Annotated in this window: 24 protein-coding genes and 1 pseudogene; 12 read left to right on the top strand and 13 right to left on the bottom strand. The window is 54.2% G+C overall.

Going from position 1 to position 24,687, the window contains the following annotated elements; genetic code table 11:
• Positions 1 to 4 precede the first annotated feature (4 nt).
• A pseudogene (locus tag EPYR_RS21525) lies at positions 5 to 297 on the top strand (transposase); the annotation flags it as partial.
• 86 nt (positions 298 to 383) lie between these two features.
• On the top strand, positions 384 to 1,592 hold the full coding sequence (locus EPYR_RS09475) for an IS256 family transposase (RefSeq protein WP_014538957.1): 1,209 nt from the start codon (positions 384 to 386) through the stop codon (positions 1,590 to 1,592).
• Positions 1,593 to 1,733: 141 nt separating this feature from the next.
• Here the strand turns inward: EPYR_RS09475 and EPYR_RS09470 are convergent, their stop codons facing one another.
• Entirely contained in the window at positions 1,734 to 2,114 is a 381-nt protein-coding gene (locus tag EPYR_RS09470) for a hypothetical protein (RefSeq protein ID WP_012668188.1), read from the bottom strand.
• 508 nt (positions 2,115 to 2,622) lie between these two features.
• Between EPYR_RS09470 and slyA the strand changes: the two genes are divergently transcribed.
• Entirely contained in the window at positions 2,623 to 3,060 is a 438-nt protein-coding gene (gene slyA, locus EPYR_RS09465) for a transcriptional regulator SlyA (RefSeq protein ID WP_041473999.1), read from the top strand.
• Positions 3,061 to 3,096: 36 nt separating this feature from the next.
• Here slyA and EPYR_RS09460 read toward each other — a convergent pair whose 3' ends face one another.
• Positions 3,097 to 3,564 (bottom strand): outer membrane lipoprotein, encoded by a 468-nt coding sequence (locus tag EPYR_RS09460; RefSeq protein ID WP_014538955.1) that lies wholly within the window; start codon positions 3,562 to 3,564, stop codon positions 3,097 to 3,099.
• Positions 3,565 to 3,847: 283 nt separating this feature from the next.
• Here EPYR_RS09460 and anmK point away from each other — a divergent pair, with 283 nt between their 5' ends.
• The 4 genes from anmK to pdxY all read left to right on the top strand — a co-directional run bounded on the left by anmK (position 3,848) and on the right by pdxY (position 8,117).
• On the top strand, positions 3,848 to 4,963 hold the full coding sequence (gene anmK / locus EPYR_RS09455; protein ID WP_012668185.1) for an anhydro-N-acetylmuramic acid kinase: 1,116 nt from the start codon (positions 3,848 to 3,850) through the stop codon (positions 4,961 to 4,963).
• Positions 4,964 to 5,120: 157 nt separating this feature from the next.
• Positions 5,121 to 5,777: a pyridoxamine 5'-phosphate oxidase gene (pdxH, locus tag EPYR_RS09450; RefSeq protein ID WP_012668184.1), complete on the top strand. Its 657-nt coding sequence runs from the start codon at positions 5,121 to 5,123 to the stop codon at positions 5,775 to 5,777.
• A gap of 129 nt (positions 5,778 to 5,906) precedes the next feature.
• Positions 5,907 to 7,181, top strand: a complete 1,275-nt coding sequence (gene tyrS / locus EPYR_RS09445) for a tyrosine--tRNA ligase (RefSeq protein ID WP_012668183.1) — start codon at positions 5,907 to 5,909, stop codon at positions 7,179 to 7,181.
• A gap of 75 nt (positions 7,182 to 7,256) precedes the next feature.
• Complete coding sequence (gene pdxY, locus EPYR_RS09440) at positions 7,257 to 8,117, top strand: pyridoxal kinase PdxY (RefSeq protein ID WP_012668182.1); 861 nt, start codon at positions 7,257 to 7,259, stop codon at positions 8,115 to 8,117.
• A 48-nt stretch (positions 8,118 to 8,165) separates the two neighbouring features.
• Here pdxY and gstA read toward each other — a convergent pair whose 3' ends face one another.
• Positions 8,166 to 8,771 carry a glutathione transferase GstA gene (gene gstA / locus EPYR_RS09435; protein WP_012668181.1) on the bottom strand — a complete coding sequence of 202 codons (606 nt, stop codon included), beginning with the start codon at positions 8,769 to 8,771 and terminating at the stop codon, positions 8,166 to 8,168.
• Between the two features lie 346 nt (positions 8,772 to 9,117).
• Here gstA and EPYR_RS09430 point away from each other — a divergent pair, with 346 nt between their 5' ends.
• Positions 9,118 to 9,387 carry a hypothetical protein gene (locus EPYR_RS09430; protein ID WP_012668180.1) on the top strand — a complete coding sequence of 90 codons (270 nt, stop codon included), beginning with the start codon at positions 9,118 to 9,120 and terminating at the stop codon, positions 9,385 to 9,387.
• A 39-nt stretch (positions 9,388 to 9,426) separates the two neighbouring features.
• Here the strand turns inward: EPYR_RS09430 and dtpA are convergent, their stop codons facing one another.
• Positions 9,427 to 10,905, bottom strand: a complete 1,479-nt coding sequence (dtpA, locus tag EPYR_RS09425; RefSeq protein WP_012668179.1) for a dipeptide/tripeptide permease DtpA — start codon at positions 10,903 to 10,905, stop codon at positions 9,427 to 9,429.
• A 550-nt stretch (positions 10,906 to 11,455) separates the two neighbouring features.
• On the opposite strand from dtpA, the gene betI reads away from it, so the two are divergent.
• The 3 genes from betI to betA are packed head-to-tail and all read left to right on the top strand — an operon-like array spanning position 11,456 to position 15,216.
• Entirely contained in the window at positions 11,456 to 12,055 is a 600-nt protein-coding gene (gene betI / locus EPYR_RS09420) for a transcriptional regulator BetI (protein ID WP_012668178.1), read from the top strand.
• A 17-nt stretch (positions 12,056 to 12,072) separates the two neighbouring features.
• Positions 12,073 to 13,530, top strand: coding sequence for a betaine-aldehyde dehydrogenase (betB, locus tag EPYR_RS09415; protein ID WP_012668177.1), 1,458 nt, complete (start codon positions 12,073 to 12,075; stop codon positions 13,528 to 13,530).
• Positions 13,531 to 13,575: 45 nt separating this feature from the next.
• A complete protein-coding gene (gene betA, locus EPYR_RS09410) occupies positions 13,576 to 15,216 on the top strand; it encodes a choline dehydrogenase (RefSeq protein ID WP_012668176.1) in 1,641 nt (546 codons plus the stop codon).
• A 100-nt stretch (positions 15,217 to 15,316) separates the two neighbouring features.
• Here betA and nth read toward each other — a convergent pair whose 3' ends face one another.
• From nth to EPYR_RS09370, 8 genes are all read right to left on the bottom strand, one after another.
• A complete protein-coding gene (gene nth / locus EPYR_RS09405; protein ID WP_012668175.1) occupies positions 15,317 to 15,952 on the bottom strand; it encodes an endonuclease III in 636 nt (211 codons plus the stop codon).
• Positions 15,949 to 16,650: an electron transport complex subunit E gene (locus EPYR_RS09400; protein WP_012668174.1), complete on the bottom strand. Its 702-nt coding sequence runs from the start codon at positions 16,648 to 16,650 to the stop codon at positions 15,949 to 15,951. Before EPYR_RS09400 ends, nth begins: the two co-directional genes overlap by 4 nt.
• A complete protein-coding gene (gene rsxG / locus EPYR_RS09395) occupies positions 16,643 to 17,275 on the bottom strand; it encodes an electron transport complex subunit RsxG (protein ID WP_012668173.1) in 633 nt (210 codons plus the stop codon). Before rsxG ends, EPYR_RS09400 begins: the two co-directional genes overlap by 8 nt.
• Complete coding sequence (rsxD, locus tag EPYR_RS09390) at positions 17,275 to 18,336, bottom strand: electron transport complex subunit RsxD (RefSeq protein WP_012668172.1); 1,062 nt, start codon at positions 18,334 to 18,336, stop codon at positions 17,275 to 17,277. The genes rsxG and rsxD overlap by 1 nt, the downstream gene beginning before the upstream one ends.
• Complete coding sequence (rsxC, locus tag EPYR_RS09385; RefSeq protein WP_014538949.1) at positions 18,337 to 20,316, bottom strand: electron transport complex subunit RsxC; 1,980 nt, start codon at positions 20,314 to 20,316, stop codon at positions 18,337 to 18,339.
• Positions 20,309 to 20,884, bottom strand: coding sequence for an electron transport complex subunit RsxB (gene rsxB / locus EPYR_RS09380; RefSeq protein WP_012668170.1), 576 nt, complete (start codon positions 20,882 to 20,884; stop codon positions 20,309 to 20,311). The genes rsxC and rsxB overlap by 8 nt, the downstream gene beginning before the upstream one ends.
• Positions 20,884 to 21,465 (bottom strand): electron transport complex subunit RsxA, encoded by a 582-nt coding sequence (rsxA, locus tag EPYR_RS09375; protein ID WP_012441509.1) that lies wholly within the window; start codon positions 21,463 to 21,465, stop codon positions 20,884 to 20,886. The genes rsxB and rsxA overlap by 1 nt, the downstream gene beginning before the upstream one ends.
• Positions 21,466 to 21,593: 128 nt before the next feature.
• On the bottom strand, positions 21,594 to 22,034 hold the full coding sequence (locus EPYR_RS09370; protein WP_012668169.1) for a DUF2569 domain-containing protein: 441 nt from the start codon (positions 22,032 to 22,034) through the stop codon (positions 21,594 to 21,596).
• Positions 22,035 to 22,814: 780 nt separating this feature from the next.
• Here EPYR_RS09370 and EPYR_RS09365 point away from each other — a divergent pair.
• Positions 22,815 to 23,021 (top strand): hypothetical protein, encoded by a 207-nt coding sequence (locus tag EPYR_RS09365; protein ID WP_012668167.1) that lies wholly within the window; start codon positions 22,815 to 22,817, stop codon positions 23,019 to 23,021.
• Positions 23,022 to 23,190: 169 nt separating this feature from the next.
• On the opposite strand, the gene araA is transcribed toward EPYR_RS09365, so the two are convergent.
• The gene (araA, locus tag EPYR_RS09360; protein WP_012668166.1) at positions 23,191 to 24,687 is read right to left on the bottom strand and encodes an L-arabinose isomerase; all 1,497 of its coding nucleotides are present in this window, start codon (positions 24,685 to 24,687) and stop codon (positions 23,191 to 23,193) included.

The raw sequence follows: 24,687 nt of genomic DNA, 5'->3' as shown, positions 1-24,687 counted from the left end.
TTAAAAACTGCCGGCTGAATGGGCACTGGACATAATGGAAGAAAAATGGGTCAGCCAGTATCCGGTGGTGCTTCAGTCATGGCGGAAGAAATGGGTAAATCATGGCGTATAGCTTCCGATATCTGGCAATGATCCGCAAAGTGATTCACACCACAAAGGCTATTAAATCGGTGCACAGGCCGTTCAGGAAACAGATCAAACGCAAGGCGCTTTGACGAATGAAAACAGTTTGATGCAGTTACTTTATCAGGGGCCGATAAGTGCGCAGGAAAATGGAGCATGCCTATTCAGAGCTGAAGTTTGGCATTGTCCGAGCCTGTAATTTAAATTGTGTATCTGCCTGTTTTTGATATGTTCATTCCAACAACGGAGACAGGCACATTATGGACGAAAAGAAACTCAAGGCCCTTGCGGCTGAACTGGCTAAAGGCCTTAAAACCGAAGCCGANCTCAATGCGTTTTCCCGCATGCTGACGAAGCTTACCGTTGAAACAGCACTNAATGCTGANCTGACAGAGCACCCCGGGCACGAGAAAAATGCTCCCAAAGCAGGCTCGAATACCCGAAACGGCTACTCATCAAAAACGNTGCTGTGCGACGACGGCGAGATTGAACTCAGCACGCCCCGTGACCGTGAAAACACCTNTCAGCCTCAGTTGATAAAGAAAAGCCAGACGCGTATCACGCAGATGGACAGCCAGATTTTATCTCTGTACGCCAAAGGAATGACCACGCGGGAAATCGTCGCCACGTTCAGGGAAATGTACGATGCNGACGTGTCGCCCACGCTGATTTCAAAAGTCACCGACGCGGTTAAAGAGCAGGTTGCTGAATGGCAGAACCGCCCGTTGGATGCACTTTATCCCATTGTTTATCTTGACTGTATCGTGGTGAAAGTTCGTCACGNTGGCAGCGTGATTAACAAAGCCGTCTTCCTTGCTCTGGGCATTAATACCGAAGGCCAGAAAGAGCTGTTGGGCATGTGGCTGGCAGAAAACGAAGGCGCGAAGTTCTGGCTCAGCGTGCTGACAGAGCTTAAAAANCGGGGCCTTCAGGACATCCTGATTGCCTGTGTGGACGGACTGAAGGGCTTCCCGGATGCGATAAACAGCGTTTATCCTCAGACGCATATCCAGCTGTGTATTATTCATATGGTGCGCAACAGCCTGAAATACGTGTCGTGGAAGGACTACAAAGCCGTCACCGGCGGGCTGAAAAAGGTGTATCAGGCTCCGACAGAAGAGGCGGCGCTGATGGCGCTGGATAAGTTTGCAGGCATCTGGGACGAGAAATACCCGCAAATCAGTAAGAGCTGGCGCACACACTGGGAAAATCTTAATACGTTCTTCGGCTATCCGCCCGATATCCGTAAGGCTATCTACACCACGAACGCCATCGAATCACTGAACAGCGTGATCCGCGCAGCCATCAAAAAGCGAAAGGTNTTCCCGACAGACGACTCGGTGCGGAAAGTGATTTATCTGGCGATCAAGGNTGCGTCAAAAAAATGGAATATGCCGATCCAGAACTGGCGGCTGGCAATGAGCCGTTTTATTATCGAGTTCGGTGANCGCCTGAGCGATCACCTTTAATACGGTGGCAGTTACACAGAATTNTTTACAGGGTCCATTGTCCTGACTGCCGATTTATTCGGAAAACCGCCTCGATAACGTGATGACGTTACAGTCTTCGCTCTCAAACCGCCCCCGTTTCCAGACTGTAATTTAAAATGCTTAAATCCAGTTGAATGCTTTCGCTACAAGGCCTGACATGCCAATCGCCAGGGAAATCAGCGCGCCGAACAGCAGTCTGAAGTCGGTGCGGGCATGCTGCTGAAGTCTGTACATATCCTGACGCAAATGACTCATATCGTTATTCATTCCTTGATGCAGAGCACCAATGTCCTGTTTGACTTCCGTGCGCAAAGCCTCAAAGTCCTGTTTGACCTCTTGGCGTAAAGCGCTTATGTCCTGTTTAACCTCCTGACGTAGAGCACCAGTATCCTCTTTAACCTCCTTACGCAGCTCATGGATATCTCTTTTTATTTCCTGCTGAGATAGTTTGATCGCTGTCATATCGTCACATGACGGTGTTAACCTTATTTCTTGCTGCATATTTTCCTCCCTGAAAGCCATTAAAGATATATACCCACGCAAATTTTATCATGTTTGTACGTTAAACCATCAGAGTGAAAATTAATATAGTGCTTTGTTAAGCTTCAGGCCGCTATTCAACAATTTAATGTATCGCGGCTGAATCGACATCAAATAGCGTTAAGCCTTTCACATTTTTTCGCATCAAGCGGAAATAGCTAACCGGAAAATCGCCAGATGACTTTCGGGCAGATCGCGTCGTCTACCAGGCTAAAAGCCAGAATGTAAATTTTGCAGCAAATCTTAGAATAACGTCAGGAAATACATTCGGCCTTAAAAAGCCGGTCAGCAGGGGGGATGCGGGCAATACTGACCGGCTACCCCGGCATCATTTCACCGGCGCGTGGAAGGCACCTGTAAAGTCAAGCGTCCTCCAGATAATGAACGATTTGTATTTTGTTCTATAAACTCGCAGAATAGACTAAAAATGTGGCTTGATAATTAGCAAGCTAGTTATAGGGAGTTGAAATTGGACACACCATTGGGAACAGACATGGCCAGATTAGTACGCATTTGGCGAGCACTCATTGACCAGAGACTTAAACCGCTGGAGTTGACGCAAACCCACTGGATAACATTGCATAACATCCATAAACTACCGCCTGAGCAGTCACAAATCCAGCTGGCAAAAGCAATTGGTATTGAACAGCCATCGTTGGTGCGCACCCTTGATCAGCTGGAAGAAAAGGGGCTGATTTCGCGCAGTACCTGTTCTAACGACCGTCGGGCGAAAAGAATCAGCCTGACCCATCAGGCAGAACCGATTATCACTCAGGTTGAGCATGTTATTTCTGCCACTCGTGATGATATTCTGGACGGCATCTCGCCAGCAGAGATCGTTAAGATGGTTATGCTGGTGGCGAAATTAGAAAAGAATATTCTTTATCTGCAGGGAAGGGTTGAATAACAAACCGGCGCGGGGCCGGTTTATTATGAGCTGTATCTAGCGTGGGGAAACGGTAACTTCGCGGCCGTTAGAGGTCATCGCTACGCGCTGACCCACTGAATAACGGCTGGCTGCCTGTTTCTGTACCACTGCAATAGTGCTGCCATCATCGCGGCGAATTTCCAGCTCAACGCCCTGACTTTTGTTCATGGAACTCTGCACGCCCTGGCCGGCTACGCCACCGGCAACCGCCCCGGCTGCGGTGGCCAGACTGCGTCCGGTGCCGCCGCCAACCGTATTACCAAGGAAGCCGCCCAAAACTGCACCGCCAATCGCACCGATGACATTCGTATTATCATCACCCTGAATTTGTACTGGACGCACGGAAACCAGCGTACCGTAAGTGACGTTCTGAATCTGCTTTGCTTCAGAAGCCGAGTAAACATCACCTGAAAGCGAGCTATCATTTACACAACCAGCCAGCGTTACCCCGGTAAGCGCCACGATTAATAAACGCATCATCATCTTAAAAACTCCTATTTATTGCAGGTGCTGCGAGCATTCGGCGGGCAGCGTGTAATCGCATTATTATAAGACAATAATCGCGATGTTTCTCACATTAAGTGTGTTGTGGATTCAGCAATAAAACTAACCCGTGTTATCTGAACGTGGATACAATCACAGTTCGATATTCTTTGGAACGAAGAAAAAAATTTAAAATTGTCAGACGATAGAATTCATCAGATAAATTTGCCAGGCTCACGCAATGAATCACAGACCTGGCTTACGGAAAAAAGGTGAAAAATTAATGAAATCAGGAAGATATATTGGTGTTATGTCCGGGACCAGTCTCGACGGGATTGATGTGGTTATGGCGGTGATTGATGAAAATATGGTAGCGCAGCAGGCCAGCTACTATCATCCGATCCCTCAGGCATTACGCCAGCAGATTCTGGCTATTTGCCAGGGGCAATCGTTGACGTTATCGCAGCTGGGGCAGCTGGACACCCGGCTGGGCAGGCTGTTTGCTGAAGCGGTGCTGGCACTCCTTAAGCAGCAGGGGCTGTCAGGAGAAGAGATAACGGCGATCGGATGCCACGGTCAAACGGTGTGGCACGAGCCGCAGGGCGAGGCACCCAACTCGCTACAAATAGGCGATAACAATCAGTTAGCGGCCTTAACGGGTATTACCGTCGTGGGGGATTTCCGGCGGCGCGATATGGCGTTAGGGGGGCAGGGCGCTCCACTGGTTCCGGCTTTTCATCAAGCGGTGTTAATGCATCCGACCGAGCGTCGAATGGTACTGAACATAGGCGGCATTGCAAATCTGTCGTTGCTCATTCCAGGGCAGAAGCTGCGTGGATTCGATACGGGGCCGGGTAATATGCTGTTGGATGCCTGGATTTGGCGACAGCAGGGAAAAGCTTACGATAAGGACGGAGCCTGGGGAGCGGCAGGTAATATCGTCCGCCCATTGCTGCAACAAATGCTGGGTGACCCGTATTTCGCCCTTCATGCTCCGAAAAGTACCGGGCGTGAATACTTCAATCTGCGCTGGCTTGAAAATCAGTTGTCATCTTATCCTGCTTTGCCGCCGCAGGACATACAGGCAACGTTAACCGAACTGACAGCAACCACCATTGCGCAGCAGGTCTTGCTAGGTGGAGGCTGCGACCGTTTACTGGTGTGTGGTGGCGGCGCAAACAATCGGTTACTTATGGCACGTCTTGCCGATCACCTCTCCGGAACGGAAGTCATCAGTACAGATAAAGCCGGGATCGGCGGTGATGATATGGAAGCGCTGGCGTTTGCCTGGCTAGCCTGGCGCACACTAAGCGGGCTGCCGGGGAATTTACCTTCAGTTACCGGCGCCCGGGAAGCCAGCGTCCTCGGGGCGATATTCCCGGCAAATCGGCCGTTGTGATGATGCTATTGGCGATATTATCGCCTGTGATGCCGGCTATGCGCACAACGTGGAAAAAAGGCCTGTGCCTGCAGCATTGCTGGCTTGTTAACCCGTTGAAAAATTTCGGTGTGCGGCGCACAATAAAGCGAATCCTCCTTAAATCAGAGCCTGAGCGATGACCGATAGCGATCACCTGCAACAAATCGCCCATCTGCGGCGTGAATATACCCGTGGCGGACTGCGCCGCAAGGATCTTCCCGATACCCCGTTAAGCCTGTTTGAACATTGGTTGGATCAGGCCGTGGCGGCCCAGCTGCCTGACCCAACAGCAATGTGTGTGGCGACGGTTGACGAGCATGGCCAGCCTTACCAGCGTATGGTTTTGCTCAAGCATTTCGATGCGCGTGGCATGGTGTTTTACACCAACCTCGGCAGTCGTAAGGCGCAGCAGCTGGAGAAAAACCCGAGAATCAGTCTGCTATTCCCGTGGTATATGCTGGAACGCCAGGTGATGGTGCTGGGCAGCGTTGAGCGTTTGTCTACGCCAGAAGTGTTGAAGTATTTCCACAGTCGACCGCGTGACAGCCAGCTTGGTGCCTGGGTATCAAAGCAGTCGAGCCGCATTTCTGCTCGCGGCGTGCTGGAAGGTAAGTTCCTTGAGCTGAAGCAAAAATTCCAGCAGGGGGAAATACCCTTACCCAGCTTTTGGGGGGGCTACCGCATCAGGATTGATTCAATAGAGTTCTGGCAGGGTGGTGTTCATCGTCTGCACGACCGTTTTTTCTACCAGCGTGAAGGCGATGCGTGGAAAATTGACCGTCTGGCACCGTGAAATATGAAATAATGCCGTAAGCGCTGGATCGGCTCGGTTCAGCGCCTTATTCTATATGCCTTATTTTCCGCGCTTCAGCGCAAAGCAGTGTACCAACTTAGGTGCAGACTTTTTTACATGGAGTCTTAGATGGCCAGCAGTAACCTGATCAAACAATTGCAAGAGCGGGGCCTTGTTGCCCAGGTAACGGATGAAAACGCGTTAGCAGAACGACTGGCGCAGGGACCCATCGCTCTCTATTGTGGTTTCGATCCAACTGCCGACAGCTTGCACTTGGGGCATCTGGTGCCGTTGCTGTGCCTGAAGCGCTTTCAGGATGCAGGCCACAAGCCTGTAGCGTTAGTCGGTGGCGCTACGGGGTTGATCGGCGATCCCAGTTTTAAAGCGGCAGAACGTAAGCTTAACACCAGCGAAACCGTTAACGACTGGGTTGAAAAAATTCGCCAGCAGGTTGCTCCGTTCCTTGATTTCAACTGTGGCGATAACAGCGCCCTTGCGGCGAACAACTATGACTGGTTTGGCAGCATGAACGTGCTGACCTTTCTGCGTGACATCGGTAAACATTTCTCTGTTAACCAGATGATCAACAAGGAAGCAGTCAAACAGCGCCTGAATCGTGATGACCAGGGCATCTCCTTCACCGAATTCTCTTACAATTTGCTGCAGGGTTATGATTTTGCCTGTCTGAACGATCGTCACGGCGTGGCGCTGCAAATTGGTGGTTCAGACCAGTGGGGCAATATCACCTCAGGCATCGATCTGACTCGCCGTCTGCACCAGAATCAGGTGTTCGGTCTGACCGTGCCTTTGATCACCAAATCTGACGGAACTAAATTCGGTAAAACGGAAGGTGGAGCAGTCTGGCTGGATGCGAAGAAAACCAGTCCGTACAAGTTTTACCAGTTCTGGATTAACACTGCTGATGCGGACGTGTATCGCTTCCTGAAATTCTTCACCTTTATGAGCATTGAAGACATTAACACGCTGGAGCAGGAAGACAAAAATAGCGGTAAAGCGCCGCGTGCTCAAATTGTGCTGGCCGAGCTGGTCACCAGGTTGGTGCACGGAGAAGAGGGTCTTACTGCGGCACAGCGCATTACACAAAGCCTGTTTGCAGGCAGTGTGACAGAGTTGACCGCCCATGATTTGGCGCAACTGGCGCAGGATGGCATGCCGGGTGTCGAACTGGAAGCCGGGTTGGATCTGCAACAGGCTCTGGTGAATGCTGAACTGGCACCTTCTCGAGGCCAGGCTCGCAAACTGATAGACGCAAAATCAATCAGTATCAACGGAAGCCTGCAAACCAATGCCGAGTATGCTTTCGCTGAAGATGACCGCCTGTTCGGCCAATATACTCTGCTGCGCCGGGGTAAAAAGAACTACAGCTTAATCAGCTGGAAGTAATAAGTATTGTGGATTAACCCATTTTAAGCCGGTTTTGCCGGCTTTTTTATTGGCAAGAAAGGTCAGGTCTGTGCTATGAAAAATATACTTTCCATTCAGTCTCATACGGTGTTTGGCCACGCTGGCAACGGTGCGGCAGAATTTCCGATGCGCCGTCTTGGCGCAAACGTATGGCCATTGAATACCGTGCAGTTTTCCAACCATACGCAATATGGTCACTGGACTGGGTCAGTTATGCCGGCCACGCATCTGACCGATATCGCCCGTGGTATTGGCGAAATCGACCGTCTGAAAACCTGTGACGCAGTGTTAAGTGGATACCTCGGTTCTGCTGAACAGGGAGAAGCGATACTTGAGATCGTACGAATGGTTAAAGCAGCCAACCCCAACGCCTGGTATTTCTGTGACCCGGTGATGGGTCACCCGGAAAAGGGCTGCATCGTTGCGCCAGGCGTCGCCGAGTTTCATGCCCATGCGTCGCTGCCGGCCAGCGACATCATCGCGCCAAATCTGCTGGAGTTGGAAATGCTCAGTGGCAAGCAGGTGGCTAACGTCGGGGAGGCGGTGGCTGCTGCGCGGATGCTGATTGTTAAGGGGCCAAAAATAGTGCTGGTTAAACATCTGTCGCGCGCGGGTTATCGCAGTGACCGCTTTGAGATGCTGTTAGTCACTGCGGACGAGGCCTGGCATATTACCCGACCGCTGCTTGATTTTGGCGTGCGCCAGCCTGTAGGCGTCGGCGATCTGACCAGCGGACTATTGCTGGTCGATTTGTTGCACGGATTATCCCTGCAGCAGGCGTTAGAACATGTGACGGCGGCGGTGTATGAAGTGATGCTTAAAACCCATCAAATGGGGGAGTATGAACTGCAGCTTGTCGCTGCACAGCAGGCCATTGCTCAACCACAACAGAGTTTTGACGCGATAAAACTTTAACTATCCCGACGTGGGCGGCAGTTGTTTGCCGTGCACCACCTGCCAGCGTTAGCTGAGTTTTTCCGCCTTCAGGGCGGCTACAACGGAAGGACGCGCAGCGACACGCTCAAACCAGCTATTTAATGCGTCAAGCTCGTTCACATTTAACTTCAGCGCGTGCGCCCAGCGGGTAACCGTAAACAGATAAGCGTCGGCAACGGTAAAGCGTAACCCCATCAGCCACTGCTTATCTGTTAGCGCTTCATCCACATGGCGGAATTTTAGTTCCAGCTGCTGGCGAACCATCGTCTTATATTCTTCTGGCGTATCAGAGTGAAACAGAGGTCCAAAGCCTTTATGCAGTTCGGTGGCAGTAAAGTTTAACCATTCAAGCGTGTGGTAGCGTGTCAGGCTGCCCGGGGATGCCAATAGCTGCCGTTCCGCTTTCAAATCGGCAAGGTACTGTACAATCACGACTCCCTCGGTGAGTATCGAACCGTCGTCCAGCTGCAGCGCCGGCACCTGTCCTTTGGGGTTAATACGCAGATAGTCTTCTCCCTGTTCAGTGAGCTTAGTTTGGGTATCAACGTTCACAAGAGTGAAATCGAGGCCGGTTTCGCGCAACACGATGTGGGGTGACAGCGAACAGGCACCTGGAATACAGAACAGCTTCATTGCGTTCTCCTTCGGGACTGGGGTCGGACGACAGTAAAGCTTACTGCGACAAACAGTAAATGTCTGTGGGCTGGATCAATAGTTTGGTAAGGGTGGGTTTGGGGTAGTCAATCAATATCGCTTAGCCTCGGCGCGTGATATAAAGCCTCAAAAGCAAGCGTCGTTGTCACCCTCATCGGGCTGTTGTTCATTGATCTCTCATCCGTTGAGATAGTCATAATTATTTCAAATTACTTGACTCGTGTTACATGAAAAAATGATATAGATCAGTAGGAAATGTCATATCTGCTATCTTGTTTTTTATCACCGGCCTGCTATATCGTCGCGCTCATTCACATGAGGAAGTGTGCGTATCGCCCGCTTTATACGCCTGTCTTACAGAAATAATTATGCGTGTTTCGGCCCGGTGACACACCTTAGCGATATGAATATCTGGCAGGATGGGCTGGCGTTAACCGATGCCAGCGCGGACGAGCGCGTCACGGCGGCGGCAAAGTTGATAATCACGGGCCTGAGCCAGTCAGGCTTCAAGATTGAGACGCTGGATAAAACCCTGCCGGGTAGCGCTCATTGCCAGGCGGTGGGTAAAAGCAGACAAAACAGGGGAGCAGGGTGATGAAGCCGGGGAAAAGACCCCGGCCACATGAATGAGAAATTAAACGCCGGGCTGTTCATCCTGCGTCATGCGGTTCAGCAGCGGCGCAGCCAGTATCATCAATACGGCGATAACGCCGGTAGTGATACCAATCTTGAAGAATATATCGCCGTAGACGTGCAGCGACAGCAGCGGGTTGGTAATATTTTCGGGTACCGCCATCAGATTGGCCACTTTTCCTGCCACCATCGCTGCACCGGCAGTCGTGAGGAACCACGACCCCATAATGAAGCCCATAAGGCGTTGCGGCACCAGTTGTGCCACCATTGCCAGACCCAGGCCGGAAATCATCAGTTCCCCCACGCTTTGTAACGCGTAGCTAAGCACCAGCCAGCCGACTGAAACGATACCCATCTTATTAGCCAGTGAAGCGCCCAGCGGCAGAACAAGAAACGCGGCAGAGCAAAGGACCATACCCAGCGCGAACTTATGCGGCATGGGCATACGGTCGCCCAACTTGTTATACAGGGCTGCCAGTAACGGGCTGAAAATCATAATCCAGAACGGGTTCAGTGCCTGGAACTGCTCAGGTTGGAAAGCAATGCCCAGCAAACTGTGTTCCACGTTACGAATAGCGAAGAAGTTAAGCGAAGTTGGCATCTGCATATAAAGTACGAAGAATACAATGGCTTCCAGCATCAGCAGGAACGCAACAATCATCTTACGGCGTGCTGCACCCTTCAGCGTCAGCGCTTCTTTGGTGAAAATCACCACGATAGCGACAGCGACAGCACCCAGTACCATGCGTGCAATATCCTGGTTATGAAGAAGCCAGGTTGCCGCCGCGATCATCACTGCTATACCCAGCAGGGTTACCAGCAGTTTTCCCATATTCAGCGGTGCAAAATCGGGTTTGGAGCCATGATCCTTCACCCATTTACGGAAAAACATAAAGTTTACCAGGGTGATCAGCATGCCGACGAAGGATAAGCCAAAGGCAGTACTCCAGCCGAACTGAGCCGCCAGCCACGGGGTTGCCAGCATGGAGAAAAATGACCCGATATTGATCGCCATATAATACATGGTGAACGCGCCATCGAGACGGGGATCGTCTTTTTCGTAACAGGTCGAAAGCAGCGAAGATGGGTTAGCCTTAAACAGGCCATTACCCACGGCAATGGTCGCCATGCCGAAGTAGATCATGGCGATATCGTGACCGGACCACGCCACCAGCGCATAGCCCAGCGCCAGCACCAGCGTTCCCAATACAATAACGCGTTTGGTGCCCAGAACTTTGTCACCCAGCCAGCCACCCACGGCGATCAGGCCATAGACCAGCGCACTGAATGAAGCGAACAGCGTGATGGATTGTGCTTCGGACATACCCAGCATTTTCACCAGGTAAACCGCCATAATGCCCTGAAGACCGTAATAGCCGAAGCGTTCCCACAATTCGATGGAAAAAATCAGATAAAACGATCGCGGTTGCTTGAAAGCGTTGAGGCTGGCAGCCTCAGGATGTTTGTTTGCAGTTGACACTTGTACCTCTGAATTCAGATCCTGTTTTGCATCAGGAATTAAGTCGGCGTAATCCGTAAGGCGCGCACGTTTTTTAATAATAATAGAGAAAAAAACGCCAATAATCTCGCCGATCGCACACAATGAGGCAAGCCTTTTTTAATTTATGTTGAATATGCCGAATACAGTCAGTTGAAAGGATTAAGACGATTAAATGGTTTTTTGTTCTATAAATCAGGGTCTGCGCGTGCATATCTGCTTATAGCAGGTAGGGGAAGCATCTCAGGTAGGATCAGCCGTTGCATTGCCAAATAGTAACAAACCACGCTGATTTTTTTTACCAATTCAACATTTTTTATGCTGATCTAAATGAGTTTATAAGCGATAAATCACGCGACAGCGGCATTCTGCACATGTGAATGGCAGACAGGCACGCGTACGGTCGGTGAAGCCGTCTCTGGTCGATAATTTGCGTCCTGAATAAACAAATTGGCCAATTTTTTTATTGATTGAACGTTCAATATAAAAAATCTATAATCACAATCATTCAATAGTCAAAACCGATGAAGCGATGCCTAAGATAGGAATGAAAGCGATCCGTCAGGCGCAGCTGATTAATGCTACGCTGACGGTCATCGACCGGGTAGGTCTGGCTAATGCCAGCCTGGCGCTGATTGCGAAAGAGGCCGGAGTATCAACCGGCATTGTCAGTCACTACTTTGGTGACAAAAACAGCCTGCTCGAAGCCTGTATGCTGCAGATCCTGTCTGACCTTTATGTCGCATTACGGCACCAGCGCCTGAAAGCAGGTAACGATGCTGAAGCTCAGGTTAAAGCTATCATTGATGGTAATTTTGACATCAGCCAGATTACCCCCCCCGTGCTGAAGACCTGGCTGGTTTTCTGGGCGGAAAGCCTGTATCAGCCTAATCTGAATCGCCTGCAGCGAATAAACGACCGTCGGCTGTATTCGAATTTGACGGCACAATTTCGCCGGGTTATGCCCGGGCATCAGGCGCGTGCCGCCGCGTCAAGCCTGGCGGCAATAATTGATGGTCTGTGGCTGCGTTTAACGCTGGCACCGCTGCCGATGGAGCAGGGTCTGGAGCAGGCCCGCATGCTTTGTTATCAAAATCTTGCGCTGTGGTTAAACAGCGCAGTCACCCCCTGACAGGAGGAGAAGGAATTATGCAACGTCGTGGTCTATATATTAACGGGCGCGAAGTATCCGGGAATGGAGACATATTCACCACCATCAATCCTGCCAATGGCGAAGTGCTGGCAGAGATTACCGCCGCCAGCCAGCAGGATATTGATGATGCCGTCGCGTCATCGCACGCCGGTCAGCGTATCTGGCGCAGCTACACGCCGGTAGAGCGTAGCCGCGTGTTGCTGAAAGCCGTTGCGCTGCTGCGTGAGCGTAATCAGCAGCTGGCTGAACTGGAAACTGCCGATACCGGCAAGCCCATTGCTGAAACCTCGGTGGTGGATATTGTCACCGGTGCCGACGTGCTCGAATACTACGCGGGGCTGGCCGTTGCCGTTGAAGGTGAATCCATCCCACTGCGCGACAGTGCGCTGGTTTATACCCGCCGCGAACCCTTGGGTGTTTGTGCAGGAATTGGTGCCTGGAACTACCCGATCCAGATCGCTCTGTGGAAGAGTGCACCGGCGCTGGCTACCGGTAATGCGATGATTTTCAAACCGAGCGAAGTCACTCCGCTCAGCGTCCTGGAACTGGCTAAAATCTTCAGCGAAGCGGGGCTGCCGGATGGCGTGTTTAACGTGGTGCAGGGTGCCGGAAGCGTCGGTCAGGGGCTAAGCCAGCATCCTGCCATTGCCAAAGTTTCCTTTACTGGCGAAGTCAAAACCGGTAAGCGTGTGACCGCCGATGCGGCGTTGGCCAATCTGAAGTCGGTGACCATGGAGCTGGGCGGCAAGTCGCCGCTGGTGGTATTTGACGACGCCGATCTGGAGCGGGCGGTCGATGGCGCGATGGCGGCAAACTTCTTCAGCAGCGGGCAGGTGTGCACTAACGGGACGCGGGTATTTGTGCAACGTTCTCTGCTGCCGGCATTTGAGCAGCGCCTGCAGGAGAAAATGGCCAATATTAACTGCGGCGACCCGACTGACCCGGCGGTCAATTTTGGCCCGCTGGTAAGCGAAGGGCACTGTCAGAAAGTGGTGTCCTACTTAGCACTGGGTCAGAAGGAGGGCGCGCGCCTGCTGGCGGGTGGTTCGCGCATAACCAGCGGCGCGCTGGCGAAAGGCTGCTACGTGGAGCCGACGGTATTTACGGACTGCCATGATGATATGCGCATCGTACAGGAAGAGATCTTTGGTCCGGTGATGAGCATTCTGGTGTTTGATGACGAAGAAGAGGTCATCAGGCGCGCCAATGATACTGAGTACGGGCTGGCTGCCGGGGTATTTACCACGTCGCTGAACCGCGCTCATCGCGTTATCCATCAGCTGGAAGCGGGAATTTGCTGGGTAAACACCTGGGGTGAATCCCCCGCATCGATGCCGGTTGGCGGCTACAAGCAGTCGGGACTGGGCCGGGAAAATGGTCTGGAAACGCTGCATCATTATACGCGTACTAAATCCGTTCTGATTGAGATGGGCGAGTTTCCATCCGCATTCTGATTGCTTGCCGTGGCGGTTGCGCCACGGTATTTTTCCGGAGGTTACATGCAGAAATTTGACTATATCATTATCGGTGCAGGCTCAGCAGGCAATGTACTGGCGACCCGTCTGACTGAGGATGCTGGCGTATCGGTACTGTTACTGGAAGCAGGCGGCAAAGATCACCGCTGGGACTTCCGTACCCAAATGCCAGCCGCTTTGGCCTATCCTCTGCAAGGTAAACGTTACAATTGGGCGTTTGAAACCGATCCCGAGCCGCACATGGACAATCGCCGCATGGAGTGTGGTCGTGGTAAAGGGCTGGGTGGCTCTTCGTTGATCAACGGGATGTGCTATATCCGTGGTAACGCCATGGACTACGATAACTGGGCCAGCAAGCCGGGGCTGGAAAACTGGTCTTATCTCAACTGCCTGCCCTATTTCAGACGCGCCGAGAAGCGTGATATTGGTGAAAACGACTGGCACGGTGGTGAAGGCTATCTTAGCGTCACCACGCCAAAACAGGGCAATAATCCCCTTTATCGCGCTTTTATCGATGCCGCGAAGCAGGCCGGACATCATGAAACCGATGACCTGAACGGTTACCGCCAGGATGGATTTGGCCCTATGGACCGCACGGTTACCGCTCAAGGCCGTCGCTCCAGCACCGCGCGCGGTTACCTGGACGTGGCTAAACAGCGCCCTAATCTGACCATTGTTACCCATGCGCAGACTGACCGCATTCTGTTTGAGGGTAAAACCGCCACCGGCGTGACCTGGCTGCGTAACGGCAAGCAGGAACAGGCTGAAGCAGCGCGTGAAGTGCTGCTGTGCGCAGGTGCGATTAATTCGCCGCAGATCCTGCAACGTTCGGGCGTCGGGCCGGAAGAGTGGCTGCGCGAGCTGGATATTGAGGTGGTTCACGCGTTACCGGGCGTTGGTCGCAACCTGCAGGATCACCTGGAAGTGTATATGCAGTACGGCTGTAAAAAGCCGGTCAGCCTCTATCCGGCGTTGCAGTGGTGGAACCAGCCGGCAATCGGTGCGGAGTGGATGCTGAAAGGCACCGGCATTGGCGCCAGCAACCAGTTTGAAGCCGGTGGCTTCATCCGCAGCGATGACCAGCCGGGCTGGCCAGACTTGCAGTACCACTTCCTGCCGGTAGCCATTAACTATAACGGCACCAGCCCGGTGAAACAGCACGGCTTCCAGGCCCACGTTGGTCCGATGCGTTCAATGAGCCGTGGACGCGTTAAGCTGACCTCGAAACATCCGTATGCTGCGCCGTCGATTTTCTTCAACTACATGTCGGAGGAGCGCGACTGGGTAGAGTTCCGTAATGCGGTGCGTCTGACGCGTGAAATCATGCGTCAGCCCGCGCTGGCTGAATACTGCGGTGAAGAGTTACAGCCGGGCAACCACGTACAGAGCGATGCAGAGATCGATGCCTTTATCCGCGAACACGCAGAAACCGCCTATCATCCTTGCGGCAGCTGCGCGATGGGTAATGACGATATGGCGGTAGTCGATGCAGAAGGGCGGGTACATGGCATGCAGCGGCTGCGCGTGGTTGATGCCTCTGTTATGCCGCAGATCACTACCGGTAACCTGAATGCGCCGACGGTGATGATTGCCGAGAAAATCTCCGATGCCATTCGTGGCAAGGCACCGCTGCCCCTGTCAACGGCCGGGTATTACACACTTTAGTCGGTTCCCCGGCGTCAACCTTTCAACGGGCGACGCGCTTTAACCGGGCCGACAGGCGGGGGCGAACAACATCAGCCAGTTTGCCTCCGCCAGCTTCCGGTTAAATCTCAACCTTGTCTTTAAATTCGCACAGATCTTCAATCAGGCAGGAACCGCAGCGCGGCTTACGCGCCACGCAGGTATAGCGGCCATGCAGGATAAACCAGTGATGGCAATCGACCTTAAATTCCTTTGGCACAAACTTCAGCAGCCGCTCTTCCACCTCTTCTACGTTTTTACCCGGCGCAAAGCGGGTACGGTTACAGACGCGGAAAATATGGGTGTCAACGGCGATCGTTGGCCAGCCAAAGGCGGTATTCAGCACCACATTGGCGGTTTTACGCCCTACGCCCGGTAAGGCTTCCAGTGCTTCCCGGCTCTGTGGCACTTTACCACCGTGCAGTTCCAGCAGCATGCGGCAGGTTTTAATCACGTTTTCAGCCTTGCTGTTAAACAGGCCAATGGTTTTGATGTACTCTTTCACCCCGTCAACGCCCAGCGCCAGGATGGCGGCAGGCGTATTAGCGGCCGGGTATAATCTGGCGGTGGCCTTATTCACGCTGACGTCAGTAGCTTGCGCAGAGAGCAGCACCGAAATCAGCAGTTCAAAAGGTGAGGTAAAGTTGAGTTCAGTGGTGGGATGCGGATTGTTATCGCGCAGCCGCAGCAGAATATTATGACGCTTTTCCTTGTTCACAGTGCCCCTGTTTTCCCTTCCGGCAGCGTCTGCATCTGTGATTCAGCCTTGATAGCAGCACGTTGTTTCAACTTGTTGTCGATCAGATATTTGACCGCCAGCAGCATCCCCAGACCAATAAACGCCCCCGGCGGCAGCATTGCCAGCAGCATGGGTGAATCAAAATGCACCACTTCGATGCGCATCGCCTTAGCCCACGGGCCGAGCAGCCGATCGGCACCGTTGAAAACCGTGCCGTTGCCGATAATTTCGCGTATGGAGCCTAATACCACCATCACGCTGGTGGCACCCAGGCCGATGGCCATGCCGTCCAGCGCCGACAGCGGCACGCTGCTTTTTGAGGCGACCGCTTCTGCCCGACCGACCACAATGCAGTTGGTGACGATCAGCGGGATAAAAATACCCAGCGACTGATAAAGCCCGAAAGCGTAGGCGTTGATCAGCATCTCGACGCAGCTCACCACTGCCGCGATAATCATCACGTAGATCGGAATACGGATTTCAGCAGGTACCCAGCGGCGCGACAACGAGATGGCGCTGTTGGTGCAGGTCAGTACCAGCGTTGTAGCCAGCCCGAGGCCGAGGGCGTTAGTGGCGGTTGAGGTCACGGCCAGCAGCGGGCAAAGGCCCAGCAGCTGAACCAGCGCGGAGTTATTCTTCCACAGCCCGCCGACCAGCAGGGTTTTTGCTTCACTCATTGGCATCTCCACAGGTTGGCAGCGATGAGAGCTGCCCGGGTAAGGTTTCAATATACAGCGTTGTGCGTTTAACCGCATTCACCACCGCTCGCGGAGTAATCGTAGCACCGGTAAACTGATCGAAATCCCCCCCGTCCTTTTTCACCGCAAAATGGCTGTCGCCGGGGCCGCTCAACTGCTTACCGTTAAAGCTGTTAATCCAGTCGGAAATACGCAGCTCGATTTTGTCACCCAGGCCAGGAGTTTCGTGATGTTCCACCACGCGTGTACCGTAAACGATACCGTTAAAGCTGGCACCAACAATCATCTGAATGTTGCCAGAATAACCGTCGGGCGCGGTGGTTTCCAGCGCCACGGCGACCGGTTTGTCATCCTTACGCGCCAGATAAAGGTGATGCGGATTGTTGTTGCCCAGCGCCGGGTCAGTCACCGAGTAGCACTCTTCCTGGATGCGATTATTATACAGTTCAGGCGGTACAACCTGATCCAACAGGATTTTTTGTTGTAGTGCGGTCTGATGCTCAATAGTGGGTTTGGTCACCGCGTTGATCACCGCCGTCAGGCCGGTGGTGATCGCGGCGAATACGGCCAGCGTTACGCCGTTTTTGCGAATGGCATCCAGCATCACTTCCCCTTACGGTGTCCGTATACGCGCGGCTGCGTATAATAATCAATCAAAGGTACGCAAATATTGGCCAGCAGCACGGCGAAAGCCAGCCCGTCGGGATAGCCGCCGTAACTGCGGATTAACCACGTCAACAGGCCAATCAGTACACCGTAAACCAGCCGGCCTTTATTGGTGGTAGAGGCGGTAACCGGGTCGGTGGCGATAAAGAACGCGCCGAGCATGGTGGCCCCGGAAAACAGGTGGATCATCGGCGGAACCAGACTCTGTGGGGAAAACAGCCAGCCCAGCGTGGCACAAAACGCCAGCGAGGCGATAAAGCTCACCGGAATATGCCAGCGGATGGAGCGCGTGAACAGCAGGAAGATGCCGCCCAGCAGGAAGCCGATATTCACCCACTGCCAGCCAAGCCCGGCCACTACGCCGCTGTAAAGAGGCTGCGCCAGCAGCTGCTCCGCGCTCTGACCGGCACGAAGCCCGGTCTTGAAGTTATCCAGCGGCGTGGCCTGGCTGATGCCGTCAATCCCTATCTGCAGCTGCTGCATGGTGTGGCCATCCAGCGTATGGAGGTGGAAAACCATGCTCAGCGTATCGGCAAAACCGGGGGTAATGCCCTGCAAACCGGCGGGAGGTAACCAGCTGGTCATCTGTACCGGGAAAGAGATCACCAACATCACGTAGCCGACCATCGCCGGGTTGAACGGGTTCTGCCCGAGGCCGCCATACAGCTGCTTGGAGATAATAATCGCGAACACCGTACCGATGGTCACCATCCACCAGGGAGCCAGCGAGGGAATACTGACGCCCAGCAGCAGGGCGGTGAGCAGCGCGGAGTTGTCCTTCAGCGTTTCAGCCAGCGGCTGTTTACGCAGGTGCAGAATTGCCGCTTCTGCAACGATGGCAGCGACCGAGGCAATGAATATCTGGACGAGATTACCCCAGCCAAAGTAGTACCATTGCGCGGCAACGCCGGGTATTGCGGCGATCAGCACCAGCAGCATAATGCGGCTGGTGCTGCGGTGATTATGGGTGTAGGGGGAACTTGCAATACGAAAAGCCATTTAATCCTCTTGCATCGAAGGCTGCTGGGTTTTACGCGCTTTCACGCGCGCAATAGCGGCTGCCACCGCTGCTTTGCGTGCATCATCTGAAGCGGCTGGTGCTTCAACATCATTAAGCTGTTCTGCTTCAGTCGCCTGGCGCTGTGCCGCTTTCTTCGCTTTGGCGCGGGCGACGGCGGCGGCAACGGCGGCCTTACGTGGATCCTGTTCTACTGCGGGCTGTTGTGCATGTGCTGCTTGTTCCGCAGTGGCGGGGGCGGCCTGTGCCGCTTTTTTGGCTTTGGCGCGGGCGACGGCGGCGGCAACGGCGGCCTTNCGGGGATCGCCCACCTGGCGGGTTACCGGTTCGCTGCTCGCCTGCCGTTCAGTCTGGCGAGCACGGGCTTCAGCATGGCGTGCCTGTTGCTGCGCCTGAGCTGCGGCCGCAAGCGCATTGTCTGCGTTGCTATCCGGCGGTGCGCCCTCTGCCTGCTGCGCTGCCACGCGCGCACGCGCGGCGGTTATCGACCCGCCATCGCTGCTGGCTACGCTACGTTTCGCCTGCTGGTGTTTCGCACTCCGCGCAGCCTTCTCCCGCTCCAGCCGCTGCTGGCGTGCTTCGAAGCGGGTTTTTGCCAGCGCGGCGCGCTCGGCTTCCAGATCGATGGCCTGAATTTCGGCTTTCTCCTGGCGGTAATATTGTACCAGTGGAATATTGCTTGGGCAGACGTAAGCACAGGCACCACACTCAATACAGTCGGCGATATTGTGCGCCCGCGCCTTTTCATGATCGCCACCTCGGCTGAACCAGTAAAGCTGCTGCGGCAGCAAGGCGGCCGGGCAGGCGTCGGCACAGGCACTACAGCGAATGCAGTTCTGTTCCGCTGCATTCTGCCCCATCTCGCTGGCGGCAGGAGCCAGAATGCAGTTGGTGATCTTGACCACCGGCACATCCAGCGTCGGCAGAGTAAAGCCCATTAGCGGGCCGCCCATCACCACCATTTGTTCTGCGCCGGGGGTAAAACCGGCGTGTTGCAGCAGATGGCTGATAGGCGTTCCCAGCCGTGCCCAAACGTTACCGGGTTGAGTCACTGACTCCCCGGTCAGCGTCACTACGCGTTCGGTCAGCGGTTCACCGTCAATGATGGCACGTTTCACGGCGAAAGCGGTGCCGACATTTTGCATCAGCACGCCGATATCGGTAGAACGGCCGCCGTGAGGGACTTCCTTGCCGGTCAGGATTTTAGTCAGCTGCTTCGCGCCGCCGGACGGATACTTGGTCGGGATAACGCGGATTTGCAGGTCGGTGGCGTTGCCCAGTGCTTTCCTTAACGCGGTGATCGCCTGTGGCTTGTTATCTTCAATGCCGATCAGCACCCGGTCGGCCTGCAAAATCCACGCCAGGATGCGACTGCCTTCCAGCACCTCCGCAGCGCAGTCCTGCATCAGCCGGTCATCTGCGGTGATATAGGGTTCGCATTCGGCGGCGTTGATAATCAACGTATTAACCCCGCGCAAGCCGCCTTTCAGCTTGGTAGCGGTGGGGAATCCCGCACCACCAAGGCCGGCCACCCCGGCCTGATGGACACGCGCCACCAGTTCAGCGCGATCTACACGGAGGTAGTCGTCCAACGGCTGTTTCTCGCACCAGCGGTCGTCGCCGTCGGGGGTGATAAACAGGCACATTTCTGCCAGCGCGGAGGGGTGAGCCGTCATATGCGGCGCTATTTTGCTCACCGTGCCGGAGGTCGGGGCGTGGATGGGCAGCATGCGGCCATTGCCGAAGGTGAGCGGCTGGCCGCGCAGTACTTTATCGCCGGGACGCACGCCAATTTCACCTTCATGACCGATGTGCTGCTTCAGCGGCAAAACAAACTGTGCCGGCAGGGGTAACTGACGCAGCGGCGTGCCGTTAGACTGGGTTTTCATCTCCGGCGGGTGAATTCCGCCGTCGAAGTCCCAAAGCCGTTCTTTTTTGAACAAATTAAGCAGGTTAAGCATGACTTTCTACAGTAATGACCCGGACCGGGATAGTTTGCAGATCCCACTTCCAGTTGGCAGTGGTGGTGGCGACCGGACGCATCTCAATACAGTCGGTCGGGCAGGGGGCGACGCACAGATCGCAGCCGGTACAGATATCACTTAGCACCGTGTGCATGGCGCGCGTCGCGCCAACGATGGCATCTACCGGGCAGGCCTGAATACATTTGGTGCAGCCGATGCAGTTAGCTTCATCGATCCAGGCGACTTTACGTTCCGGCTCGCGAGACTCTTCATCGCCCAGCGGCTGCGGTTCAACGTTAAGCAGCGCAGCCAGCTTAAGCATCGTCTGTTCGCCGCCGGGCGCGCATTTGTTGATCATCTCACCGTTATTACCCACGGCATCGGCATAGGGACGGCAGCCGGGATAGCCGCACTGCCCGCACTGGCTTTGCGGCAAAATGGCATCGATCTGCTCAACGATGGGGTCTTCTTCCACCGCAAAGCGGCGAGAAGCGTAGCCAAGCAGGCCGCCAAAACACAGACTCAGCGCGCTCAATACCGCAATAGCAATCCAGATAGCACTCATCAGAATTTGACCAGCCCGGCAAAGCCCATAAACGCCAGCGCCATCAGGCCAGCGGTCACCAGCGCAATCGACGAGCCTTTAAACGGGGCAGGCACATCGGCCAGTACCAGACGTTCACGTACCCCGGCGAACAGCACCATCACCAGCGAGAAGCCGATGGACGCGCTGAAGCCGTAGATGGCGGCCTGCATAAAGGTGTGATTGAGATTCACGCTTAACAGCGGTACGCCAAGCACGGCGCAGTTGGTGGTGATCAGCGGCAGGAAAATACCCAGCAGCCGGTAGAGATCGGGGCTGGTTTTACGCACCACCATTTCGGTGAACTGCACGACAACGGCAATCACCAGAATATAGGCCATGGTACGCAGGTAAACGAGATCCAGCGGCAGCAGGATCAGGTGATTCACCAGCCAGGCACAGATTGAGGCCAGGGTAATAACGAATGTGGTGGCCAGCCCCATGCCAATCGCCGTTTCCAGTTTTTTAGAAACGCCCATAAAGGGACAAAGGCCGAGAAACTTCACTAAAACAAAGTTATTCACCAGCACTGTGCCAATAAAAAGTAGCAGGTATTCGGTCATTGTTACGCCTGAAAAATAGAGATAAAAGCGCGTCATTATCGGATATTGCTTAACCAACCACAACCGCCGCAAGCGATGCGCTGTACAACAGCGCACTCAGGATTAAATTTTTGACGATTTATTGCACATCATTGCTCAATAAATGTCGCCTTCACCCGCCGGGAACGGCGGAAATAGGGTACCAGCACGCTGGCTGCCAGCAGGGCAAACAGCAGGGTACGTATTGCCGCGCCATCGGTTACCGGAGAGAAAGCAAAGGTTTTTAACGCCAGCATCACGCTCAACAGCAGCCAGATAATGTAATGACGCGGCAGACGCCGGGAACGCTGACAGAATATCCATGTTACCCAGGCGCTGTAGCCCCACACCAGCAGTGAGGTCAGCAGCGAAGCGGCCCACTGCATAAAGGCTGCCTGAGGATGGCTGAACAACGCGCTGCGCATTGCCGGGTCGAACAGGGCGCTGAGGTACATCGCCATTACCAGCGCGCTGGTCAGCAGCGTCATTATCAACCAGGCCAGCGGCACCAGCAGCCAACCGCCAAGGCGGGTTTGAGGATCTACAGCCACATTTAGTCCTTATCCGGCCGACATCATCAACCGTTGACAGCAAAAAGCAGGTTGCCCGGGGGCAATATGCAGGATAAGCGCAATTATACGTAATATCGCTGTGCAGGTCATTAACGGGATTTTACTGTAAGTATCCGGGCTATATGGTGCCAGACGCGCAGTATTCATCAAACCCTCCAGGTTGCCAGTATAAGGCGATGATCGGCAAAGGGCAGTAAGTTTGTCTGAAAAAGGCCACCTGATAAGGCAGGTTAAGCCTGAATAAGCCTTGTTAACGGTGGTCAGCATTATCTGTACAGCATCAGGGCCGGGCAATGCCCGCTTAGCCTTGCTTCAGGCTTCTGCAGGCTTCTCTGTTTAGACCGTGGCCGCACGGCAGCCGCCAGGCATAAATACTGATCTGCTCGCGGCACAAGGCGGATGACAGGTCGGTGAAGTGTGAAATGCTTAACGGAAATATCATTATGAACCGCAGCCACGGGAGATGGGCGAAAATACAAGCGTTTTTTATAAGGCAGGCCATCTGCGGTTGAAGTATGGTGATTTTTCTCAGGAGACAATCATATGCTGTCCATTTCAGAAAGTAGTGCAAATCACGTTCAAGCACCGCCCGTTGGCGACGCTCACTTCTCCCATAGGGTTAACACGCCCCCCTCGCCAGTCATGGAAAAACTTTCAACAGTGGCAAACTCACCTGAATGTTGCTCGAAACCTCTATCCTCAAGCATTTGTCTCTCAACTCCGGAGAAACGGGAATTAGAACGGGAACAGGCGGTTCTTATGATGCTTGAAGAGCCTCAAAATCACAGATTGCTTTATTTAGGTGAACATTACCAAAGTATGTTAAATAACGCGCTAGCGAGCGCGCGTAATGACGATGTGGGACGGGGGGCGCAAGAGCATATCGACATATGTCTTAGTGCGGTCCTTAAAACACTTCCCGCCGATGACGAGATTCATGAAAAAATAAAAAAGCGTGCTGGCTAGTCGTGCATCGCAGACCTGGTTGACAGGATGGCCCGGAGATGACTCTCCGGGCAGAGTGGCGCGCCAAGGCGGCACGCCGCTTCCGATCGGGATGGATGGGAGCCGCAACGTCATATTAACAAGGCTAATGATGCGGTCATGAAGAGACTTCCTGAATGTCACATTGTTCTTAACGCTGATTCAGACGGTAATAAGCCTCGTTCCAACGCAGCGCATCGCGCAGGCCATGCAGAGTAGTCTGTTCGTCTATAACCACCACCTCAATCCCCTGCATCTCGCCGTACAGCCGCAGATCGTCCACCGTTAACGCCTGACTGAAGACCGTATGATGTGCGCCGCCGCCGAGTATCCACGCCTCTGATGCTGTGGCGAGCGACGGTTGCGCCCGCCACAGCGCCCGCGCCACCGGCAGCTTCGGCAGAGCGTGCGGTAGCTCAATAGCATCCACCACATTGACCAACAGACGGAAACGATCGCCCATATCAATCATGCTGGCATTGACTGCCCGCCCTGCCTTAGCCGTGAAGATCAGGCGCGCCGGATCGGCCTTACCGCCAATACCAAGCGGCTGAACGTCCAGTAGCGGCCTGGCTTCACTGGCGATGCTCGGGCACACCTCCAGCATATGGGAGCCAAGCACCAGGTCGTTATCCGCTGCAAAGTGGTAGGTATAATCCTCCATAAACGAGGTGCCGCCCGCAAGATCCCCGGCCATCACCTTACAGATATGCAGCAGGGCGGCGGTTTTCCAGTCGCCTTCACCGGCAAAACCATAACCCTGCTGCATCAGGCGCTGCACCGCCAGCCCCGGCAGCTGCGTCATGCCGTGCAGGGTTTGAAAGTTGGTGGTAAACGCCTTGCAGCCTTCATCATCAAGGAAACGCTTGATGCCCAGCTCAATACGGGCGGCATCGCGTACATTTTGGCGTTTGGCCGCCGCCGCGGCGCTGAACGCGTAGCAGCTTTGGTACTCATCAACCAGCGCATTGACATCGCCATCGCTAACCTGGTTGATGACCTCCACCAGATCGCCAACGCCCCAGCCGTTTACCGCGTAACCAAACTGAATCTGCGCCGCCACCTTGTCCCCTTCGGTCACCGCCACTTCACGCATATTGTCGCCAAAGCGTGCCACCTTGAGCTGCTGGCTGGCCTGCAGGGCCGCCGCCGTGCGCATCCACTGGCCGATGCGCTGCCGGGCGCGATTATCCTGCCAGTGCCCGGTGACCACCTGGTGCGGCAGGCGCATGCGTGCGCCGATAAAACCAAACTCGCGCCCGCCGTGCGCAGTCTGATTCAGGTTCATAAAGTCCATATCGATACTGTCCCACGGGATTTCGGCGTTGAACTGAGTATGAAACTGCAACAGCGGTTTATGCAGGATCGTCAAACCGCCGATCCACATTTTGGCCGGGGAAAAGGTGTGCAGCCAGGCAACGATGCCAAGACAATCGCCGTGATGATTTGCTTCGCGGCACAGCGCCAGAGCTTCATCAGGGGTTTTGACCAGCGGCCGCAGTTGCAGCCTGTAGGGCAGTGTACCCGAGCGGTTTAAGCCATCCACTATCTGCTGGCCATGGCGTTCCACCTGGCGCAAAGTCTCTGCGCCGTAGAGATGTTGCGTACCAATGACAAACCAGACGCTGCGTTCATCTCTCTGTGTCAT

This window comes from Erwinia pyrifoliae DSM 12163 (genome assembly GCF_000026985.1).
Classification (GTDB): domain Bacteria; phylum Pseudomonadota; class Gammaproteobacteria; order Enterobacterales; family Enterobacteriaceae; genus Erwinia; species Erwinia pyrifoliae.
Note: the sequence above shows the minus strand (reverse complement) of the source record. Positions and strands in the feature narration are given on the sequence as shown.